The sequence below is a fragment of the Chiayiivirga flava genome, assembly GCF_014202825.1.
GTDB classification, from domain to species: Bacteria; Pseudomonadota; Gammaproteobacteria; order Xanthomonadales; family Xanthomonadaceae; genus Chiayiivirga; species Chiayiivirga flava.
Genome location: NZ_JACHHP010000004.1, coordinates 257,118 through 274,998, shown reverse-complemented (window position 1 = coordinate 274,998; position 17,881 = coordinate 257,118). Strand labels below are relative to the sequence as shown.

Annotated in this window: 13 protein-coding genes; 6 read left to right on the top strand and 7 right to left on the bottom strand. The window is 69.6% G+C overall.

Going from position 1 to position 17,881, the window contains the following annotated elements:
• Window positions 1–177: 177 nt before the first annotated feature.
• From HNQ52_RS17660 to HNQ52_RS12020, 3 genes are all read right to left on the bottom strand, one after another.
• A complete protein-coding gene (locus HNQ52_RS17660) occupies window positions 178–2,457 on the bottom strand; it encodes a S8 family serine peptidase (RefSeq protein WP_425486502.1) in 2,280 nt (759 codons plus the stop codon).
• 495 nt (window positions 2,458–2,952) lie between these two features.
• The gene (locus HNQ52_RS12025; RefSeq protein ID WP_221282052.1) at window positions 2,953–4,470 is read right to left on the bottom strand and encodes a di-heme oxidoredictase family protein; all 1,518 of its coding nucleotides are present in this window, start codon (window positions 4,468–4,470) and stop codon (window positions 2,953–2,955) included.
• A gap of 480 nt (window positions 4,471–4,950) precedes the next feature.
• Complete coding sequence (locus tag HNQ52_RS12020) at window positions 4,951–6,237, bottom strand: imelysin family protein (protein WP_183961417.1); 1,287 nt, start codon at window positions 6,235–6,237, stop codon at window positions 4,951–4,953.
• Between the two features lie 77 nt (window positions 6,238–6,314).
• Here HNQ52_RS12020 and HNQ52_RS12015 point away from each other — a divergent pair, with 77 nt between their 5' ends.
• The 3 genes from HNQ52_RS12015 (at window position 6,315) to HNQ52_RS12005 (ending at window position 9,232) form a co-directional block, all read left to right on the top strand.
• Complete coding sequence (locus HNQ52_RS12015; RefSeq protein WP_183961416.1) at window positions 6,315–6,980, top strand: Fe2+-dependent dioxygenase; 666 nt, start codon at window positions 6,315–6,317, stop codon at window positions 6,978–6,980.
• Window positions 6,981–7,143: 163 nt separating this feature from the next.
• Window positions 7,144–8,295, top strand: coding sequence for an NHL repeat-containing protein (locus HNQ52_RS12010; protein WP_183961415.1), 1,152 nt, complete (start codon window positions 7,144–7,146; stop codon window positions 8,293–8,295).
• A gap of 4 nt (window positions 8,296–8,299) precedes the next feature.
• Window positions 8,300–9,232 carry a peptidoglycan DD-metalloendopeptidase family protein gene (locus tag HNQ52_RS12005; protein WP_183961414.1) on the top strand — a complete coding sequence of 311 codons (933 nt, stop codon included), beginning with the start codon at window positions 8,300–8,302 and terminating at the stop codon, window positions 9,230–9,232.
• A 78-nt stretch (window positions 9,233–9,310) separates the two neighbouring features.
• On the opposite strand, the gene HNQ52_RS12000 is transcribed toward HNQ52_RS12005, so the two are convergent.
• Genes HNQ52_RS12000 through HNQ52_RS11990 form a run of 3 tightly spaced genes read right to left on the bottom strand, consistent with a single transcriptional unit; the run spans window position 9,311 to window position 13,211 of the window.
• Window positions 9,311–9,964, bottom strand: a complete 654-nt coding sequence (locus HNQ52_RS12000) for a LuxR C-terminal-related transcriptional regulator (protein ID WP_246387801.1) — start codon at window positions 9,962–9,964, stop codon at window positions 9,311–9,313.
• Entirely contained in the window at window positions 9,961–10,704 is a 744-nt protein-coding gene (locus HNQ52_RS11995; protein WP_221282051.1) for a sensor histidine kinase, read from the bottom strand. Before HNQ52_RS11995 ends, HNQ52_RS12000 begins: the two co-directional genes overlap by 4 nt.
• Window positions 10,705–10,763: 59 nt before the next feature.
• Complete coding sequence (locus HNQ52_RS11990; RefSeq protein WP_183961412.1) at window positions 10,764–13,211, bottom strand: serine/threonine-protein kinase; 2,448 nt, start codon at window positions 13,209–13,211, stop codon at window positions 10,764–10,766.
• A 729-nt stretch (window positions 13,212–13,940) separates the two neighbouring features.
• Here HNQ52_RS11990 and HNQ52_RS11985 point away from each other — a divergent pair.
• The 3 genes from HNQ52_RS11985 to trhA all read left to right on the top strand — a co-directional run bounded on the left by HNQ52_RS11985 (window position 13,941) and on the right by trhA (window position 17,254).
• A complete protein-coding gene (locus HNQ52_RS11985) occupies window positions 13,941–15,545 on the top strand; it encodes a peptide chain release factor 3 (RefSeq protein ID WP_183961411.1) in 1,605 nt (534 codons plus the stop codon).
• Window positions 15,546–15,876: 331 nt separating this feature from the next.
• Window positions 15,877–16,521 carry a potassium channel family protein gene (locus HNQ52_RS11980; protein WP_183961410.1) on the top strand — a complete coding sequence of 215 codons (645 nt, stop codon included), beginning with the start codon at window positions 15,877–15,879 and terminating at the stop codon, window positions 16,519–16,521.
• A 64-nt stretch (window positions 16,522–16,585) separates the two neighbouring features.
• Window positions 16,586–17,254: a PAQR family membrane homeostasis protein TrhA gene (trhA, locus tag HNQ52_RS11975; protein ID WP_183961409.1), complete on the top strand. Its 669-nt coding sequence runs from the start codon at window positions 16,586–16,588 to the stop codon at window positions 17,252–17,254.
• Window positions 17,255–17,396: 142 nt separating this feature from the next.
• Here the strand turns inward: trhA and HNQ52_RS11970 are convergent, their stop codons facing one another.
• Window positions 17,397–17,876, bottom strand: coding sequence for a hypothetical protein (locus HNQ52_RS11970; RefSeq protein ID WP_183961408.1), 480 nt, complete (start codon window positions 17,874–17,876; stop codon window positions 17,397–17,399).
• Window positions 17,877–17,881 lie beyond the last annotated feature (5 nt).

Here is a 17,881-nt window from a genome sequence, read left to right as displayed (position 1 = left end):
GCTGGAGCAAACACATACGCTTTGGCTGCACCGGCACACTGCGACCGCAGTCGGTTCCCCGGACCCTCTCCCCAACCCCTCTCCCGACGGGAGAGGGGCTCAAGCACGCTCCCGACCGGGGAGACGCTTGCGCTGCATCGTTCGCCGAGGAACGATGCAGCGAGGCCAACCGTTACATCAGAACTGCAGGCTCCAGCTGTTGATGTAACCCGTGTCGCCGTTGGCGTTGTCGTTCACGCGCAGGTTCCACGTGCCGTTTGCCGCCTCGGAGCTCGCGTTGACGGTGTAGGTGCCCACGAGATTGTCGGCGCTGCCGCCGCTGCGGTTGTGCAGCACATAGACAGAGCCGTCCGGCGCCACGAGATCCACCTTCAGATCGCCGCGGTAGGTGTGCACGATGTTCACCGCCACCTGCAGGTTGCTCGGCGCGTTGCCGCTGCGACCGCTGACCACGATCGGGCTGTTCACCGTCGCGTTGTTGTTGATCGCGTAGTCGTTCGTGTTCTCGAAGAACGACGCACCGCCGCCACCGCCGGTGGTGTAGCTGCCGACCAGCGAGACACCGGAGAACGCGGAGTAGCCGCGGATCATCACGTGGTACGTGCCCGCAACCGGGGCCGCGATGGTGCAGGTCTCGTTGTTGCCGTTGAGATACGGCCGGCAGGTGTAGCTCGAGGTGGTCGGGGCCGAGCCCTGGCGCACGTAGAGGTCCGCGTCGCCCGTGCCGCCGCTCATCGCGATGACGAGATTGCTCGCGCCCGACGGCACGTTGATGGTCCAGAACTGCTGGCTGCTCGCCGCACCGGAAATACCGGTCACCGGCACGCCGTTGCTCAGCACGCTGCCGCCACCGCCGCCGGAGGTGACCGTCACCGATTTGGTGGTCGCGTTGCTGGCGCCGTCGTCGTCGGTCACCGTCAGCGTCACGTTGTACGTGCCGGCCGACGAGTAGGTCTTGCTCGGGCTCGCCGCCGTCGACGTGGTGCCGTCGCCGAAGTTCCAGCTTCTCGACGCGATCGTGCCGTCGCTGTCGGTGGACGTGTTGGTGAATGTCGCGGTCAGGCCACTCGTGGTGAACGTGTAGTTCGCCACCGGCGCGACGTTGCCGCCGCCACCACCGCCACCGGCCGCGACCACCGCCGCGTACGCATCGACGATGCCCGCGCCGCAACCGCCCGAGCAGCTGCCCGGCAACGGACGCGCGGTGTTCTTGAGCATGGTCTCGATCTGCGCCGGCGTCTTCGTGCTGCCGACCGACTGCATCAACGCAACCACGCCCGCCACGTGCGGCGCGGCCATCGAGGTGCCCTGGTAGAACGCGTAGGTTTCCGAGCCCGGGGTGTTGCTGCCGGTGTTGAGCGTGGACAGCACGCCCTTGCTCGAAGTGGCGGTTTCGCCGCCCGGCGCGGTCACGTCGATCAGGCTGCCGTAGTTCGAGTAGGAGGCGCGGTTGCCTTCCTTGTCGTTCGACGCCACCGAGATGATGTTGGCGCAGTTGCCCGGCGAGAAGCCCGAGACGTTGGCATTGTCGTTGCCCGAGGCGATGACGATGGTGGTGCCGTTGTTGACGGCCTGGTTGATCGCCGTCTGCGACGAGGTCGAGCACGCGCCCGTGCCGCCGAGGCTGAGGTTGATCACGTCGGCCGGCGTGGCGTTGGACGGCACGCCGGAGACGTTGCCGCCCGAGGCCCAGATGATCGCGTCGTTGATGTCCGAATCGTAGCCGCCGCCCTTGCCGAGCACGCGCACCGGCTGGATCTTCGCGCCGAAGGCCACGCCCGCGACGCCCTTGTTGTTGTTGGTCACCGCAGCCACGGTGCCGGCCACGTGCGTGCCGTGCCAGCTCGACGGATAGCCGCCGTAGGCATCGCCCGGATCGGCCGGGTTGTTGTCGCGGCCGTTGCCGTCGGCGGCAACGGCGGTGTCGACGATGAAGTCGTAGCCGGCAATGATGTTGGCGGCAAGATCGCTGTGCGCGACGTAGCCGGTGTCGAGCACCGCGACCACGGTGCCTGCGCCGGTGGTGATGTCCCACGCGGTCGGCAGGTTGAGGCCCCCGGTGGATTCGAAGTAGTGCCACTGCTCGCCGTAGCGGGTGTCGTTGGGCGTGTAGAGCGGCTGGTTGAGGCGGTCGACCTCGACGTATTCCACGTCCGGCGACGCGCCCAGCGTGCTCATGAAGGTTTCGGCTTCGGCCGCGGTGAGCTTGCGACCGGCGGACACCACGGTGGCGCCGATGGCCATCTGGCGCAGCGGCTGCGCGGTGATGCCCAGACCGCGACCGGCGGTGGTGAGGGCGTTGGTGCGGCGGCCCAGGGCAGCGGTGCTGGTGCCTGCGTCGCGGAACTTCACGATGAAGCGATCGAATCCTTTGCCCGACTGCAGGCCCGAGAGGGAGACCTTGGCGCCGGTCTCGGAGACGAAGTCGTCCTTGGCCGAGACGGAGGTGGCAAAGATGGCCGCGATGGCGAGAGCCACCGCGTTCGCGCGGAGCGAACGAGCGTTGCGTTTTTTCACTGTCGACATACCTCGGAAGTAGAGGTTCATGACGGAGGGCCGTGCGTTTCGCATCGGCCGCGCCTCCCTACGCCCACCCTCGACCGCGCCTCCGGCGCAGTCCGGTCCCCTTCCACGCCAGCCCCCCAGCTGGCGCGGACCGCCGCTTGCGTGCCCGATCGTGCATCGATGTCTGCGCATCGATCTGACCTGGCACCACGAAGCGGGATCGGGTGCACGCGCCGCCCCGTCCCCAAGGCGATGCGCTCGTCGAAACTAGCCGCGCGACGAAACGGGTGTCAATAGGCACCCGTGACGTTTGGCTATTGCGTCATGACGCAGTGCAATGTGTGATGACCGGTCGGGCGCGTGGAAAACGTGCACCGCGTCACGGCGAAACGCGATGTGCACGATGCGTGCGTCGCCGCCCGACACCCCGATCGCGACGCGGTTTCGTCAGAGACTTTCGAGGAATGCGATCAGCGCGCGACGCGTCGTCGCGTCCGCGTCGATAAACGCCTTCTGCGCGGCGGAAGCCTCGCCGCCATGCCAAAGGATCGCTTCTTCGAGATTGCGCGCGCGACCGTCGTGCAGGTAGTTGGTGTGATCGTTGACGGCCTTGAACAGGCCGATGCTCCACAGCGGCGGCGTGCGCCACTCGCGTCCGTCTGCGAGGAAATCCGGACGGCCGTCGGCAAGCCCCTCGCCCATGTCGTGGAGCAGCAAATCGGTGTACGGCGCGAGGGTCTGGTCTGCCAGTACGACGGGCATCGTATCGGGGGCAGTGCGCAGAATCGGCGCATGGCATGAACCGCAGTTCATTTCTTTGAAAACGTTTTCACCGCGCCTGACCTCGTCGCGCTCGGCACCGCGTCGCGCCGGCACCGCGAGCGTCTGCAGATAGAACACGATGCGATCAAGAAACCTGTCCGACAGCTCGGGTGCGCCACCCGTCGGCGCGGCCGCGCATGCCGTCTGCGCGGGCGGACAGTTTTCCGTCGGGAATGCGCTGCTGGTGAGGCCGATGTCGCCGTGTGCGGCGGCGGCGGTCTGCTGTTGCAGCGTGGCGACGTTCGCTTTCCAGCCGAAGCGTCCGAGTTCGGTGCGCTGCATGATCGGGTTCCAGACCCGGTTGGCTCGGCCGGAAATGCCGTCGCCGTCGCGGTCATCCGGATCCGCGCGCGCGACGATGTCGGCCTCGGGCACCGCTTCGAGCAGGCCGACACCGGGCATGTGCTGCGCCACGCGCGCCGACAGCAGCAGATCGTCGAACGGGCCGAACGCGGGATCGTGCAACGTGACGCGCGGCTTGCGCAGCGAGTACGGCGTACCGTCGGCGAATGCGCCTGCGATCTCGTCGTAGGTGATCTCGACGCGACCTTCGGCCGGCACACCGGGAATCGCGCGATCGTTGAGCTGATCGCCGTAGTCCGGGTGCGGGCGCGGGCCGCCGTGGGCATCGTCGCCCTGGATCTCGGCGTCGTCGCCGCGATTGGTGCCGGGCAGGCTGATGCGCACGAGCATCGAGAGCAGTTCCTTCTCGTCGTGCTGCGGCGGCCGGCCGCGGCCGTCGCGCAGGTGGCAGGCCGAACACGAGACGCGATTGAAGGTGGGGCCGAGGCCATCGAAACCGTTGGCGGACGACGGCGCGACGGTCCAGTTGGTGTTGAACAGGCGATTGCCGAAGTTGAAATCGCGCAGCTGCTTCGGATCGAGCGTGGGAGCGGGCAGCGCGAAGGAGTTGCGGTTGTCGGTGATGCGGGTGAGAGTGCCGCCGGGCTGGATGGCGTTGGCCGTGCCGGTGTCGGCGGCGATGCTCGCGTGCGCGGTACCGCTTGCGTTGCCGGGCGCGGCCGTCGTGGGTTGCACCATCGCGATGGCTGCCGCGCACGTCAGCAGAACCGCGAGCGTCAAGCGATGCTTGATGATGCGCTGTGCAGGTGTGCGCCGTGCGCGCTGTTGTATCAGGCGCACGGCGCTCTCCGCTGCCGCAGCGGCTGCATTCCTTCTCCCTGCGGGAGAAGGTGGCCCGGCAGGGCCGGATGAGGGCGAGTCGCTCCGCCGCAGCATCGAGGGTAGGTCAAGCGTGGCTCCCTCATCCGCCTGCCGGCACCTTCTCCCGCGGGGAGAAGGAATAGCAGCGCCGTGCGTGGCCGCGAGATTTCGCGCACGAGAAGCGCGACACGCATGCGCTGCGTGTGATCGGGCTTCAGGAACACAACGTCCTCCGTCGCGGCAACGCCTGCGTTCCTTCTCCCTTCGGGAGAAGGTGGCCCGGCAGGGCCGGATGAGGGCGAGTCGCTCCGCCGCGGCAGCGAGGGTAGGTCAAGCGTGGCTCCCTCATCCGCCTGCCGGCACCTTCTCCCGCGGGGAGAAGGAATTGCAGCGCCGGCGCGCTTTCGGTGGGCGTTGCGGCGACGTCGTTCGACACGTCGAGACCTTGGGCAACGCCGCTCACACGCCCGGCACGATGACCAGCACGCCGAGCGCACGGCCGCTGTCGCGCAGGCCCGCGGCGAGCTGCTGCAAGGCGGTGACGGCCGCTTCGGCCGTCTCGCGTTCGGGGCTGCCCGGCGCGGCGGCGAGCATGCGGTCGAACGGGTTTTCGATGGCGGCGAGCGCGCGTTCGGCCTGCGCGAAGCGGCGTTCCATGTCGAGCGCCAGTTGCGGCCGCAGTTGCGCGAGGAGTTTCGCGGGCGACGGGCCGTCCTCCACGCCGTAGTAGACGCGCTTGATCCCGGCCAGATCCCAGACGAAGTCCTGCCACGTGGTGTCGCTGAAGCACGAGTGCTCGTCTTCCTGCATGCCCGAATCCAGCGCCACCGCGAGGCGTTCGGACGCCATCTCGTAGCCTGCGAGATAGGCGATGCCGGTCAGCATGCGGCCGATGGCTTCGCGCGGTTCCAGCGCGAGGAACTGCGCCGCATAGCTGTCGGGCCGGCCCGCGTCCCAGGCATGCGCGAGCGCGTCGAGATCGTCGACCACCTGGTCGGCAAGCGTGGCCAGGTACAGGCGGCGGCGCTCGCGCACGGCGTCGCCCGGCGCGTAGTCGCTCGCGGGGCGGTTGCCGGGCCCGGTGGCAGACAGGTCCTGGCCCCACAGCAGGAATTCGATCGCGTGCCAGCCGGTGGTGACGTCGGCTTCGTCGGTGACCTGGTCGCGCGCGAGGATGCTGTCGCGCGTGATCGGCACGTCGAGCGCGTGCACGAGACCGGCGTCGGCGTCGCCTTCGACGTAGTCGATCACGGCCTCGTTCAGCGGCCAGGCGTTGAGGCGCGCTTCGGGGCCTTCGGCGCGCGTCTCGGTGGCGGCCTGGTCGATCGGGCCGTCGTAGTAGCGGTAGGCCTCGGTCAGCAGGTAGAAGCGGCGTGCGGCGATCCACTGCGCGCGCGCCGCGGCCAGGTGCGCAGCGTCCGGCGTCGCGAGAAATTCGCCGATCGCCTGGCGCAGCAGCACCGCCGAGTCGTGCGACCTGCGATAGGCGCGCTGCACTTCGGCGGCGTAGGCCCGGACAACGGGCGTGGCGTCGTAGACCGGGTCGCTCGCGGCGTCGAGCAGTAGGCGGTATTGCGAAATGCCGGTGCCGGCTTCGCCGCCGCCTTCGCCGCCTTCCCCGCCCTGCGCCCAGACGCCGGCCGGCAAGGTGCGGGCGATGTCCAGCGCGGGCGGTGCGGCAATCGCGGCATGAACGACCAGCGCCGATGCGCCGACCGCGCTCCACACCTTCAATTGCCTGCCCATCGCCACGCTCCGAGAAAGGATCGCGCTATTATCCCGGCGTTACGCGTACAAACGCAACTCATTCTCGTTTGAGACCCATGCACCTGCTCTGCATCGCCGATGTGCTCTCTCCCGACTGGCTGGCTGCCCTGCCCGCGCGGCTGGACGCCCTGGCCTGGCGCGACGGCGGCGAGACCGCCGGCTGGGCCGCGCGCGGGGCCAAGCACAACGAGCAGGCCGATCCGGCGCTCGCCGCGCCGATCCGCAACGAGCTGCTGGCCGCCGTCGCCGCGCATCCGCTGGTGCGCCTGTATGCGCGGCCGCGGCGGATCACGCCGCCGCTGCTGAGCCGCTACCGCGACGGCATGCAGTACGGTCGCCACGTCGACGACGCGCTGATGGGCGACCCGCCGCTGCGCACCGATCTCGCCTTCACGCTGTTCCTCTCCGACCCGGCCGCCTACGACGGTGGCGAGTTGGTGCTCGAAGGCACCGACGGCGAGACGCCGGTGAAACTCGCCGCCGGCGCACTCGTGCTGTACGCCACCGGCCAGACCCACCGGGTGACGCCGGTGACACGCGGCGAACGCCTCGCGGCCGTGGGCTGGATCCAGAGCCACGTGCGCGACCCGGCGCGGCGCGAGGTGCTGTTCGACCTCGATCGCACCCGCCGCGCGCTGTTCGACCGCGACGGAGACAGCGACCACGTCGCCACGCTCCATCGCAGCTCGGCGGCGCTGCTGCGCATGTGGGCGGAGGCCTAGACGCGAGGAGCGAGTAGTGAGCGAGGTGTGAGAAACGCGTAAAGAAGTGGCTCGGCTCAGCACTCAATCGCTTCGCACGTCCAGTTGCCCTTTGTTGCTCGCTTTCCTCGATCTCCGCCCAACCGCTGTCCGCCGCGCGCCGCGCTCGGTACACTGGCGGTTCATGTTCACGCGACCGGCCGACTCGTTCTTCCTCCGCTCGATGCGCGGCCGCAGCGCCCCGCTGCTCCTGCTGGCCGTCGTCACGCTGGTCGGGTGCGGTGGCCGCCACGTCACGGTGGAGCGCGCGCCGGATCCTGCCGGCGACGGCGTCGCCGCCACCGAGGTGCGCGAAGCCTTCGTCACGGCCCTCGACCCGGCCGCCAACATCGACTCCATCGCGCTGTGGCTGAGCCCCGACAACCGCACCTGGCTCATCGCGACGGCCAAGGACAGCGCCCAGCTGGTCGTGTTCGACGCCGACACCGGGGTCGAACTGCGGCGCGTCGGCGGCCCCGGCAACGGCCTGGGCAGCTTCGCGCGGCCGAACGGCATCGCGGTGTTCGGCGATGCGCTGTTCGTGGCCGAACGCGACAACGGCCGCGTGCAGGTGCTGCTGCTGCCGGAGTTCGAACCGCTCGGCAGCTTCGGCGAGGGCCAGCTCACCACCCCGTACGGCCTGTGGGTGCGCGAGACCGCGCCGCTGGAGCTGGAGGTGTTCGTCACCGACAGCTACCAGAACCCGGACGGCTCGCCGCCGCCGCTCGACGCGCTCGACCGCCGGATCAAGATCTTCCGCGTGGCGCTGGGCGATTTCTTCGGCGTGGCCGACGGCATCGATGCGCGGCTCGAACGAGCGTTCGGCTCCACCGATCCGGCCGGCGCCGTGCGCTGGATCGAATCGATCGTCGGCGACGAATTCAACGACCGCCTGCTGATCCCGGAGGAATACATCGCGCAGGCGCCGGGCGCATTGCGCGTGTACCGCATCGACGGCAGCTTCACCGGCAGCAACATCGGCAGCGGCCTGTTCGGCGGGCAGCCCGAGGGCCTGGCGCTGTATGCCTGCGCCGACGGCAGCGGCTACTGGATCGCGGCCGACCAGCAGACCGAGGGCAACCGCTTCCACGTGTTCGGCCGCGACCGGCTCGACTATCTGGGCAGTTTCAGCGGTGCGCAGGTCCGCTTCACCGATGGCGTGGCGCTCAGTGCGCTGGCGAGCGAGCGCTTTCCGGCCGGCGCGTTCTACGCCGTGCACCAGGACAGCGGCGTGGTTGCGTTCGACTGGCGCGACATCGCGGCCGCGCTGAACCTGCGTGAGCGCTGCCCGGACTGACGCGGTGCGCGCGGCACTCGCGCTGGCGCTGTTGCTCGGCGCCGGCGGCGCGCTTGCCGGCAAGGTCTACAAGTACGTCGATGCCGACGGCATCGTGCACTACACCGACCGCAAACCCGCCGACGACATTCACGCCGATGTCATCAGCGTGCGCGCGGAGGTGCAGGACATCGTGGCGCTGCGCCTGGACGGCGACGGCGCCCGCCGGCGCGCGACCGTGGCCAACCGCATCGCGGGGCCGGTGGAAGTGGAACTCGCGTTCACCAGCCGCGACAACATCGTCGCGGCACCGCCGCTGCCGCTGCGCGCGGTGGTCCCGGGCGAGTCCGAGCGCGGCGTGGCCACGTTCGACAGCGCCGACAAGCGCAGGCCGGCATCGCTCGCGCTGCAGATGCGCGCGGTCCCCGGCGACCCGTCCGCGCGACCGCAGGACGTGGATTACGTGCTGCCGGTGGCCGGCACCGGCTGGCGCATCGACCAGGGCTTCGGCGGCGATTTCAGCCACGGCGAGTGCGCCTCGCGCTACGCGATCGACATCGCCGTCGACGAAGGCACGCCGGTGCTCGCCGCACGCGCCGGCGTGGTGATGCAGGTGGAAGACGAATTCGAAGGCGCCGGCCTGGACCTCGAAAAATTCGGCGCCCGCGCCAACCACGTGCGCATCCTGCACGACGACGGCAGCATGGCGGTCTACGCCCATCTGCAGCCCGACAGCGTGCTGGTGCGGCCCGGCCGTCGCGTCGCCGTCGGCCACCACCTCGGCGCGTCCGGCAACACCGGCTACTCGACCGGCCCGCACCTGCATTTTGCGGTGCAGGTGAATGCCGGCATGGCACTGGAGGCGGTGCCGTTCCTGCTGGTCGACGCGGCGGGAGCGCTGGTGGAGATTCCGGGCGCGACGCGGGAAACACGTGGAGAAGCGAGCGGAAGGAAATGAGAAACGGGTAAACGGCACGGCTGTTGCCCTTACTCGTTTGTCGTTTCTCACTTCTCCGCACGCGTTACTCGCTCCGGATCATCCCGCCGGATTGACCAGCCCGCGCCGTGTGGCTTCGAGCGTGGCTTCGGCGCGCGAGCTGACGCTGAGCTTGCGGTACACGTCTTTCAGGTAGCCGGATACGGTGTGGCGCGAGAGGCCGAGCGCGTCGGAGACTTCGGCCAGCGTCATGCCCTTGGCCGTGAGGCGCAACACGTCGGTTTCGCGCGGCGTCAGATGCGGTTCGTCGGCCGGCGCGGGGATCGGCTGGAAGTGGCGCAGCAGACGGCGCGCGATCGACGGCGACAGCGGCGGCTGGCCCGCGGCGATGCCGAGCAGCATGTCGGCCAGTGCCTGCGGCGACTGGTCCTTGAGCACGTAGCCCTGCGCGCCGGCGCGCAGCGCGGGAAACAGGTGCGCGTCGTCGTCGAACACGGTGGCCACGATGCACAGCGTGTCGCCCGCGGCGCGCAGGCGTTCGATGAGTTGCACGCCGGAGCCGTCGGGCAGGCCCAGGTCGATCAGCGCCAGCGGCGGCGGCGGATCGATGCGGGCAAAGGCCTCGGCCAGCGTGCCGGCACTGTCGACCGCGATGCCGGGAAAGGCACGTTGCAGCGCTTGCGCGAGCCAGTCGCGGCTCGACGGCAGATCGTCGAGCACCAGCGCGCGCGTGTACGGCATGACCGTGTTCATGCGGGCGGCGCAAGCGGCAGCGGCATCGCGAGCAGGACCTTGGTGCCGCCTTCGGTGCCGGGCGTCCAGCGGATGTCGCCGTCCAGCTCCGCGGCGCGTTCGCGCATCGAACGCATGCCGCTGCCGGCGCGCACGGCAACGGGCGCGCCGCTGCCGTCGTCGGTGAGTTCCAGGCGCAGATCGCCGTCGCCCGCGCGCACCCGCACGCGCAGGCAGCCCGCCTGCGCGTGGCGGATGGTGTTGCTGATGGCTTCGCGCACGATGCGGTGCAGATGCAGCGCGCGTTCGGTGTCGAGCGGTGGATCGGGCAGGGTGTCCTGCGCGTCCCAGACCAGCGCCATGCCGACCGTGGCGAGCCGTTGCGCGGCTTCGGCGCGGATGTCGGCGAGCACGTCGCCGAGCGTGCCGGGCGTGCCGCGCGAACGCGTCACCACGTCGCGCAGGTCCTGCAGGATGGCGCGCGCGAGGTCGGCCTGCTGCGGCGTCTGCGCGCCGTGGATCAGGCCGAGCAGCTTGGCGCCGAGGTCGTCGTGCAGGTCGGCGTAGATGCGTTCGCGTTCCTGCGCGGTGGCCTGCAGGCGTGCGGCCGATTCGCGCTCCGCAGCGCTTTTTTCCGCATCGGCACGCTGTTGCGCGAGCACCACGCGCAGCGCCAGCACGCGCCACGCAAGCAGGCCGCACGCGAGCGGCGCGAGAACCGCCACGGCGACGACCATCCAGTGCAGGTGCAATCCCTCCATGCGGCGATCATGCCTCGCCGGTGGACGCGCGGCCAGAGCAATGACGTTGCAACGGTGGCTCAGTCGCCGGTTGGTGGGGTGGCGCGCGCGCGTGCTGCCTGCGCCTCGGTGTCCATGTCGAGCGCGGCGTAGGTGTCGGCCAAGCGCGCGGCGGCTTCGCGCGTGCGCGGATGGGCCGGGCCCTGTTTGGCTTCGAGCAGCGGCAAGGCTTCCTCGAGTTTTTTCCGCGCCGCGGCGGCGTCGTTCCGGGCGAGATCGGCGGCGGCGGCGCTGGAGAGGAACACCGGCCAGTTCGGGTGATTGGTGCCGATCACGTCCGGCGCCATGCGCAGCAGCTGCGCGAAGGCGCTGCGTGCTTCGTCGACGCGACCGGCCTTGTGCAGCAGCGTTGCGCGCGCATTGCGCGCGGCGAGCGTGTCGCGCGTGGGCGTGTCGCGTTCGAGTGCGATGACCTCGTCGGCGAGTTTCAGTGCGTCGTCGCTGCGGCCGAGTTTGTCGAGCGTGGTGACAAGCATCACGCGGTCGATGATGGCGTCGTTCGATTCACCCTCGCCACGTGCGATGCGCACCGCCAGCGCGCGGCGCAGCAGCGGTTCGGCCTCGGCCGCGCGCTCGAGCGTGTTGTAGGCTGCGGCAAGCTGCGCGCCGGAATTGAGCGTGAGCGGATGCTCCTCGCCGTACAGCGTGCGGCGCGCGTCGTAGACCTGCGCGTACCACTGCACGGCTTCGTCGAGCTTGCCCTGCCGGTGCAGCGTCTGGCCGAGCGTCTTGCGGGTGTAAAGGGTCTGCGGGTGGTCCGGGCCGAGGCGTTCGCTTTCCGCTGCGAGCACGCTGCGCACCAGGCCCTCGGCTTCGGCGAAATTGCCGCTGTTGAGCAGTGCGTAGGCGAGGTTGTGCTGCAGCACCTCGCGCACCTGCGTCGCGTCGGGCAGCGTGTCGAGCTCGGGCGAGGCCAGCAGCGCGCGCGTGAGCGCGATGGCAGGCTCCACCTGGCCCGAGGCCTCGGTGGCCTCGGCCCGCAGCACGCGCACGCGGAAGGCGAGATGCCGCGCCCAGTCCGCATCGATGCGCGCAAGCTCGGCCTCGAGCGCCTCGCTCGCCTGCACCGCGGCAGCGGCGGCATCGCCGCGCGCCAGGTCTTCGATGCGCGCGTAACGCGCGTCCATCGCCTCGGCGCTGACGGCGCCGAAACCGGCGTCGAGCCACGCCTGCGCGCGATCGAGCACGGCCTGCGCACGCGCGCTGTCGCCGAGCCCGCTCCACGTGCGGCCCAGCAGCAGCGCCACCTGTCCCGCGGTGCGCGGCTGCCCGCCGAAGGCGTCCATCGTGCCGGCGGCACGGTCGAGCACCTCGCGCAGCGGCATGTCCGGCGAGCCGCCCAGTTCGGGATCGGCATCGGTGAGCATCTGCGCGACGAAAGCGTTGACCGCCGCCAGTTCGTCCGCACGCGCCTCGGCTTCGGCCTGCGCGATGCGCGCGCGGTGCGCGGCGACGGCGCTCACCGTGGCCGCCGCCACCAGCGCCACGAAGACGATGCTGGCCGCCACCGTGAGTGCGCGATGGCGACGCACGAAACGCGCGGTGCGGTACGCGAACGTCGGCGCGCGCGCCAACACCGGCCGGTGTTCGAGCAGACGGTCGATGTCGTCGGCGAACGCGTCGGCGCTGGCATAGCGCTGGACGGGATCGGACGCGATCGCCTTCATCACCACGCGGTCGAGGTCGCCGCGCGCCTGCGGCGTGAGCGTGGACAGGCGCGGCGGCTCTTCGCGGCGCACGATGTCGAGCGCCTCGAACAGCGTGGACGTGGTGAGGCGCGGATGCGGCAGGCGACCTGCGACGAGTTCGTATGCGATCACGCCGAGCGCGTAGACATCGCTGCGCGCGTCGACGTCCGCCGCGCTGCCCGACAGCTGCTCGGGGCTCATGTACGGCAACGTGCCGACGATCTGCCCGGCCTGGGTCATGCCGTCGGACTCCGCGTCGCGCAGGCGCGCGACGCCGAAGTCGAGGATCTTCGGCTGGCCGTGCGGATCGACGAGGATGTTGCCCGGCTTGAGATCGCGATGGATCGCGCCGCGCGCGTGCGCGTGCTGCGCGGCGCGGCACACGGCGGCGAGCATGCGCAGGCGCGCCTCGAGCGGCGGGCGGTCGCGCTCGGCCCACTGGCGCAGGTCCGGACCGCGCACCACTTCCAGCGCGAGCCACGGCGTCGGTACGCCGCCGACGCTGTCGTCGCCAGCCGCGTACAGGCGCGCGATCCCCGGATGTTCGAGTTGCGCGAGCAGTTCGATCTCGCGCCGGAAGCGCGCCACTGCCGAACCCGACACGCCGCGGATCACCTTCAGCGCCACCTCGCGCGTGGGGCTGGATTCCTGCGCGAGGTAGACGCGGCCCATGCCGCCTTCGCCGAGCAGGCCGAGGATGCGGTAGGGGCCGATGCGCGTCGGCAGCGATGCGGCAAGCGATGCCGTCTCGTCGATGGCGTGCGTGGCGTGGTGCGGCATGGCGGTGAATCCCCTGATCCCCGCCGAATGGTGCCATAGGCGGGGAGTGCGAACTGTGATGATGTGCGACGTGGACTTGCGTTGCGGAATGCGGCAGCACCCCTTCCGGCTGCCGCCACCTTCCCCCGCTGCGCGGGAGAAGGACTTCATCACGCGCGTTCGCGGCAGGCTGGCAGGCGCCGCTCGCAGCACCGGCGCCACCACGAAAATACCCTCCTCTCCCGCGCAGCGGGGGAGGATGACGGCAGGCAGGAGGGGGGCGCCCCGCCAACAAAGCACCCCTTGCGGATGCCGCCACCTTTCCCCGCGACACGGGAGAAGGACTTCATCACACACGTTCGCGGCACGCTGGCAGACGCGACTCGCAACACCGACGCCACCACGGAAACACCCTCCTCTCCCGCGCAGCGGGGGAGGATGCCGGCAGGCAGGAGGGGGTCGCTCCGCCAGCGAAGCACCCCCTTCCGGCTGCCGCCACCTTCCCCCGCTGCGCGGGAGAAGGAGGCCGCCACACACGTTCGCGCAGGCTGGCAGCCTCCTTGCCCTACCGCAAAAGCATGACTGCGGCTGAGCCCGCCGCCAAGTCTGCGTTGCGGACACGCCGAACGTCGGCCACCGACATCGGCCGCCGGACCATCGGCGCAGCGCCCGCACGCGCGCTGCTACAATCGGCGGTCGCATTTGCCGCAGATCCCGCGCGCGAAGCGTTTGCCCCGACCCGCCCACCCCATGTCCGACACCGCCACGCAGAGCGCGCGCCGCCGCACGTTCGCGATCATCTCGCACCCCGACGCCGGCAAGACCACGCTCACCGAAAAACTGCTGCTGTTCGGCGGCGCGATCCAGATGGCGGGCTCGGTCAAGGGCCGCAAGGCCGCGCGCCACGCGACGTCCGACTGGATGGCGCTGGAAAAGGAGCGCGGCATTTCGGTGACGAGTTCGGTGATGCAGTTCCCGTACGAGGGCCGCATCGTCAACCTGCTCGACACGCCGGGCCACGCCGACTTCGGCGAGGACACCTACCGCGTGCTCACCGCGGTGGATTCGGCGTTGATGGTCATCGACGTGGCCAAGGGCGTGGAGGAACGCACGATCAAGCTGATGGAGGTATGCCGCCTGCGTGCCACGCCGATCATGACCTTCATCAACAAGCTCGACCGCGAAGGCAAGGATCCGATCGAGCTGCTCGACGAAGTCGAAACCGTGCTCGGCATCCAGTGCGCGCCGGTGACGTGGCCGATTGGCATGGGCCAGCGACTGAAAGGCGTGGTGCACCTGATCACGGGCGAAGTGCATCTGTACGAACCGGGCCGCAACTTCACGCGTCAGGACTCGACGATCTTCCCGTCGCTGGACGCGCCAGGCCTTGCCGAACGCATCGGCGATACGATGCTCGCCGACCTGCGCGACGAACTCGAACTGGTGCAGGGCGCGAGCCATTCCTTCGACGCGCAGGCCTACCTCGCCGGCAGACAGACTCCGGTGTTCTTTGGCTCGGGCGTCAACAATTTCGGTGTGCAGCCGCTCCTCGACTTCTTCGTCGAACACGCGCCGCCACCGCAGCCGCGCGCCACCACGACCCGCGAGGTCGCGCCGCAGGAGGAGCCGCTGTCGGGCTTCGTGTTCAAGATCCAGGCGAACATGGATCCGCAGCACCGCGACCGCGTCGCCTTCCTGCGTATCTGCTCCGGCCGCTTCGAGGCCGGCATGAAGGCTTTTCACGTGCGCAGCGGCAAGGAAATGAAACTCGCCAACGCGCTCACCTTCATGGCGTCCGATCGCGAGATCGTCACCGAAGCCTGGCCGGGAGACGTGATCGGCCTGCACAACCACGGCACCATTTCCATCGGCGACAGTTTCAGCGAAGGCGAGACACTGCATTTCACCGGCATCCCCAACTTCGCGCCGGAGCTGTTCCGCCGCGCGCGTCTGCGCGATCCGCTCAAGCTAAAGCAGCTGCAGAAGGGTCTGGCGCAACTGAGCGAGGAAGGCGCCACGCAGTTCTTCCGCCCGCTGATGAGCAACGACCTGATCCTCGGCGCGGTCGGCACGCTGCAGTTCGACGTGGTGGCGTACCGGTTGAAGGACGAATACGGCGTGGATGCCGGCTTCGAACAGGTGCAGGTGCAGACCGCGCGCTGGGTGCACTGCGACGATGCAAAGGCGCTCGAAGAATTCCGCGAGAAGAATGCCGGGAATCTTGCACTGGATGCGGCCGGCAAGCTCGTCTACCTCGCACCGACGCGTGTCAACCTGCAGCTGGCGCAGGAGCGCGCGCCGAAGGTGCGGTTCGCGGCCACGCGCGAGCACGCGCAGGCGGTAGGACTCGACTGAGCGCTGCCGCATCTCCGACAGCGGAGGCGGCGTGTGCCGGCGCTGCTTCCCGCCCGAAAAGCGCGGTGGGCTCGTTGCGCCCTTCTCCCTGCGGGAGAAGGTGCCGAAGGCGGATGAGGGCGCCACGTCTCAGATCGCGTCGACGGCGGGTTCTGGCGAACAACTCGTCCAAGGGCTCGCAACCGTCGGGATGGCTCCCTCATCCGCGCTGCCGCGCACCTTCTCCCGCGGGGAGAAGGAAGGGCCGAGTCCCGGTGCACTGCGCTCGGCGAGCCGCCGGGGCCTCGCAAACTGCACTGGGCTTTTCCGCTAGTCTGCCCGTCGCATGCGCATGCTCAAGCTTCCCAACGCCCTGCTCATCGGCGCGCTCGTGGCCCAGGTGCTGCTGTTCCCGGCGCTGGACCGCATCGCCGGCGGCCGCGCGTTCCTCGTGGTCTTCGAGTGGCTGATCCTGGCACTCGCGCTGCGCGCGGCGCGGGCGAAGACGCACCAGTCGCGGCTGGGCTATCTGTTCCTGCTGCCGGCCGTGGTGCTGCACGTGCTTGCGGCATTCACCACGCTGCCGGGCCTGTATCCGGCAAGTCTCGTCACCCAGGCCGCGTTCCACGGCTTCGTGGTGTGGTCGCTGCTGCGCTACGTGTTCAGCGACGACGTCATGACCATCGACGAGCTGCTCGCGGCGGCGTCGATGTACATCCTGCTGGCGTTTGCGTTTGCCTACTTGTACGCGCTGATCGAGTTCCTGCATCCCGGCGCGTTCTTCATCAATCCGATCAACAACCCGGACGGGACCGTGGGGTGGTGGGAGCTGCTGTATTTCAGTTTCACCTGCCTGACCAGCGTCGGCTTCGGCGAAATCACCCCGGTGGCCGATGCCGCCCGCGCGGTGGTGATGCTGCAGCAGATGGCGGGCGTGCTGTACGTCGCGCTGCTGATTTCGCGCATGACGCAGATGCAAGCGCGCCGCCGCAGCTGAGCGCACGCTGCCGGTGCCCGAGCGCACCATTGCCCGGCACGCGATGCGCCTCTATCGTGACGGGATGACCGGAGCCCGCGACAACACTCTCATCGACGACGAACCCGAGTCCTCGCTGCGCGAGGAAATCGCCAATGCACTCACGCACGGCCTCGGTGCCGTGGTGGGCCTGGGTGCGGGCGCGGTGCTCATCACGCTCACGGCGCTGTGGGGCGACGGCTGGCAACTGGCGAGCGCAATCGTGTTTTCGGTGGCGCTGGTGCTGCTGTACGTGGCGTCCACGCTGTACCACGCCATCACGCACCCGGGCGCAAAGGCGCGGCTGAAGGTGTTCGATCACTGCGCGATCTATCTGCTGATCGCGGGCACCTACACCCCGTTCACGCTGATCGGGTTGCGGCCGACCTACGGCTGGCTGCTGTTCGCCGCGATCTGGGCACTGGCGCTGGCCGGCATCGTGTTCAAGCTGTTCTTCACCGGCCGCTTCAAGGGCCTCTCCACTGCGTTCTACATCGCGATGGGCTGGCTCGTGATACTCGCGATCGGGCCGCTGATGGACGCGCTCGACACCTGGACACTGGCGTGGCTGTTCGGCGGCGGCGTGGCGTACACCGCCGGCACGACCTTCTACATGAGCCGGCGCATTCCCTACGCGCACACCATCTGGCATGCGTTCGTGCTCACCGGCAGCATCTGCCATTTCCTTGCGGTGACGAGCCACGTGTTGCCGTAGCGGCGGCTCGCTCCGCGAACCACGCCCGCCGCGGACGCACAAAAAAAAACAGGGACCCGGTCGGGTCCCTGCGGTTGCAGCATTCGAGTTCGTCGACTCGTATTTTCGGGCGCGTATGCGTTGCAGCGGTGCCGCGTGCGGCTCAGGAGTCGAAATCGCCGCGGAAGATCGGCGCCGCCGCTTCGATCTCGATGCGGTCCTGTTGCGACGGCAGGCCGGGCTCGAAGGAACCGGACATGATCGACTGCGTGCCGTCGGGCATCGCCATGCCGGCCGCGCCGGGGTGGCTGCCGCCATGCAGCGTGGAGAACAGCACCGCGAGCGCACCGACGCCGGCGGCGAGCGCGAGCGTGCGACGCAGGAGCGGCGCGGCGGCGCGGCGCGGGACCTCGCGGCGCAGCGCGGCGATGTCGCGGCTGAGCTGCTGCGCGTCCGGGCCGAGCGCCATCGCGATGCGGAGCACGTCCGACTGCAGCGACGACGCGGCGATGCGGTCGAGCGGCGTGCCTTCCACGTCCGGATAGCCGTGCCGGCCGAGCACGTCCTGCAGCGCATCGGCATCGAGCGCGCGGGCGGCGTCGGTGTGCTGGCGGTACAGGGCCTTGATGCGGGATTCGTCCATCGTCT

Excerpts from the sequence above, each read along its gene's own strand:
- trhA (WP_183961409.1), top strand. The coding sequence starts at position 16,586 with ATGACCGGAGCCCGCGACAACACTCTCATCGACGACGAACCCGAGTCC.
- HNQ52_RS12000 (WP_246387801.1), bottom strand. The coding sequence starts at position 9,964 with ATGAACACGGTCATGCCGTACACGCGCGCGCTGGTGCTCGACGATCTG.
- HNQ52_RS12010 (WP_183961415.1), top strand. The coding sequence starts at position 7,144 with ATGTTCACGCGACCGGCCGACTCGTTCTTCCTCCGCTCGATGCGCGGC.
- HNQ52_RS12020 (WP_183961417.1), bottom strand. The coding sequence starts at position 6,237 with ATGGGCAGGCAATTGAAGGTGTGGAGCGCGGTCGGCGCATCGGCGCTG.
- HNQ52_RS11990 (WP_183961412.1), bottom strand. The coding sequence starts at position 13,211 with ATGCCGCACCACGCCACGCACGCCATCGACGAGACGGCATCGCTTGCC.
- HNQ52_RS11970 (WP_183961408.1), bottom strand. The coding sequence starts at position 17,876 with ATGGACGAATCCCGCATCAAGGCCCTGTACCGCCAGCACACCGACGCC.
- HNQ52_RS11980 (WP_183961410.1), top strand. The coding sequence starts at position 15,877 with ATGCTCAAGCTTCCCAACGCCCTGCTCATCGGCGCGCTCGTGGCCCAG.
- HNQ52_RS11985 (WP_183961411.1), top strand. The coding sequence starts at position 13,941 with ATGTCCGACACCGCCACGCAGAGCGCGCGCCGCCGCACGTTCGCGATC.
- HNQ52_RS12015 (WP_183961416.1), top strand. The coding sequence starts at position 6,315 with ATGCACCTGCTCTGCATCGCCGATGTGCTCTCTCCCGACTGGCTGGCT.
- HNQ52_RS11995 (WP_221282051.1), bottom strand. The coding sequence starts at position 10,704 with ATGGAGGGATTGCACCTGCACTGGATGGTCGTCGCCGTGGCGGTTCTC.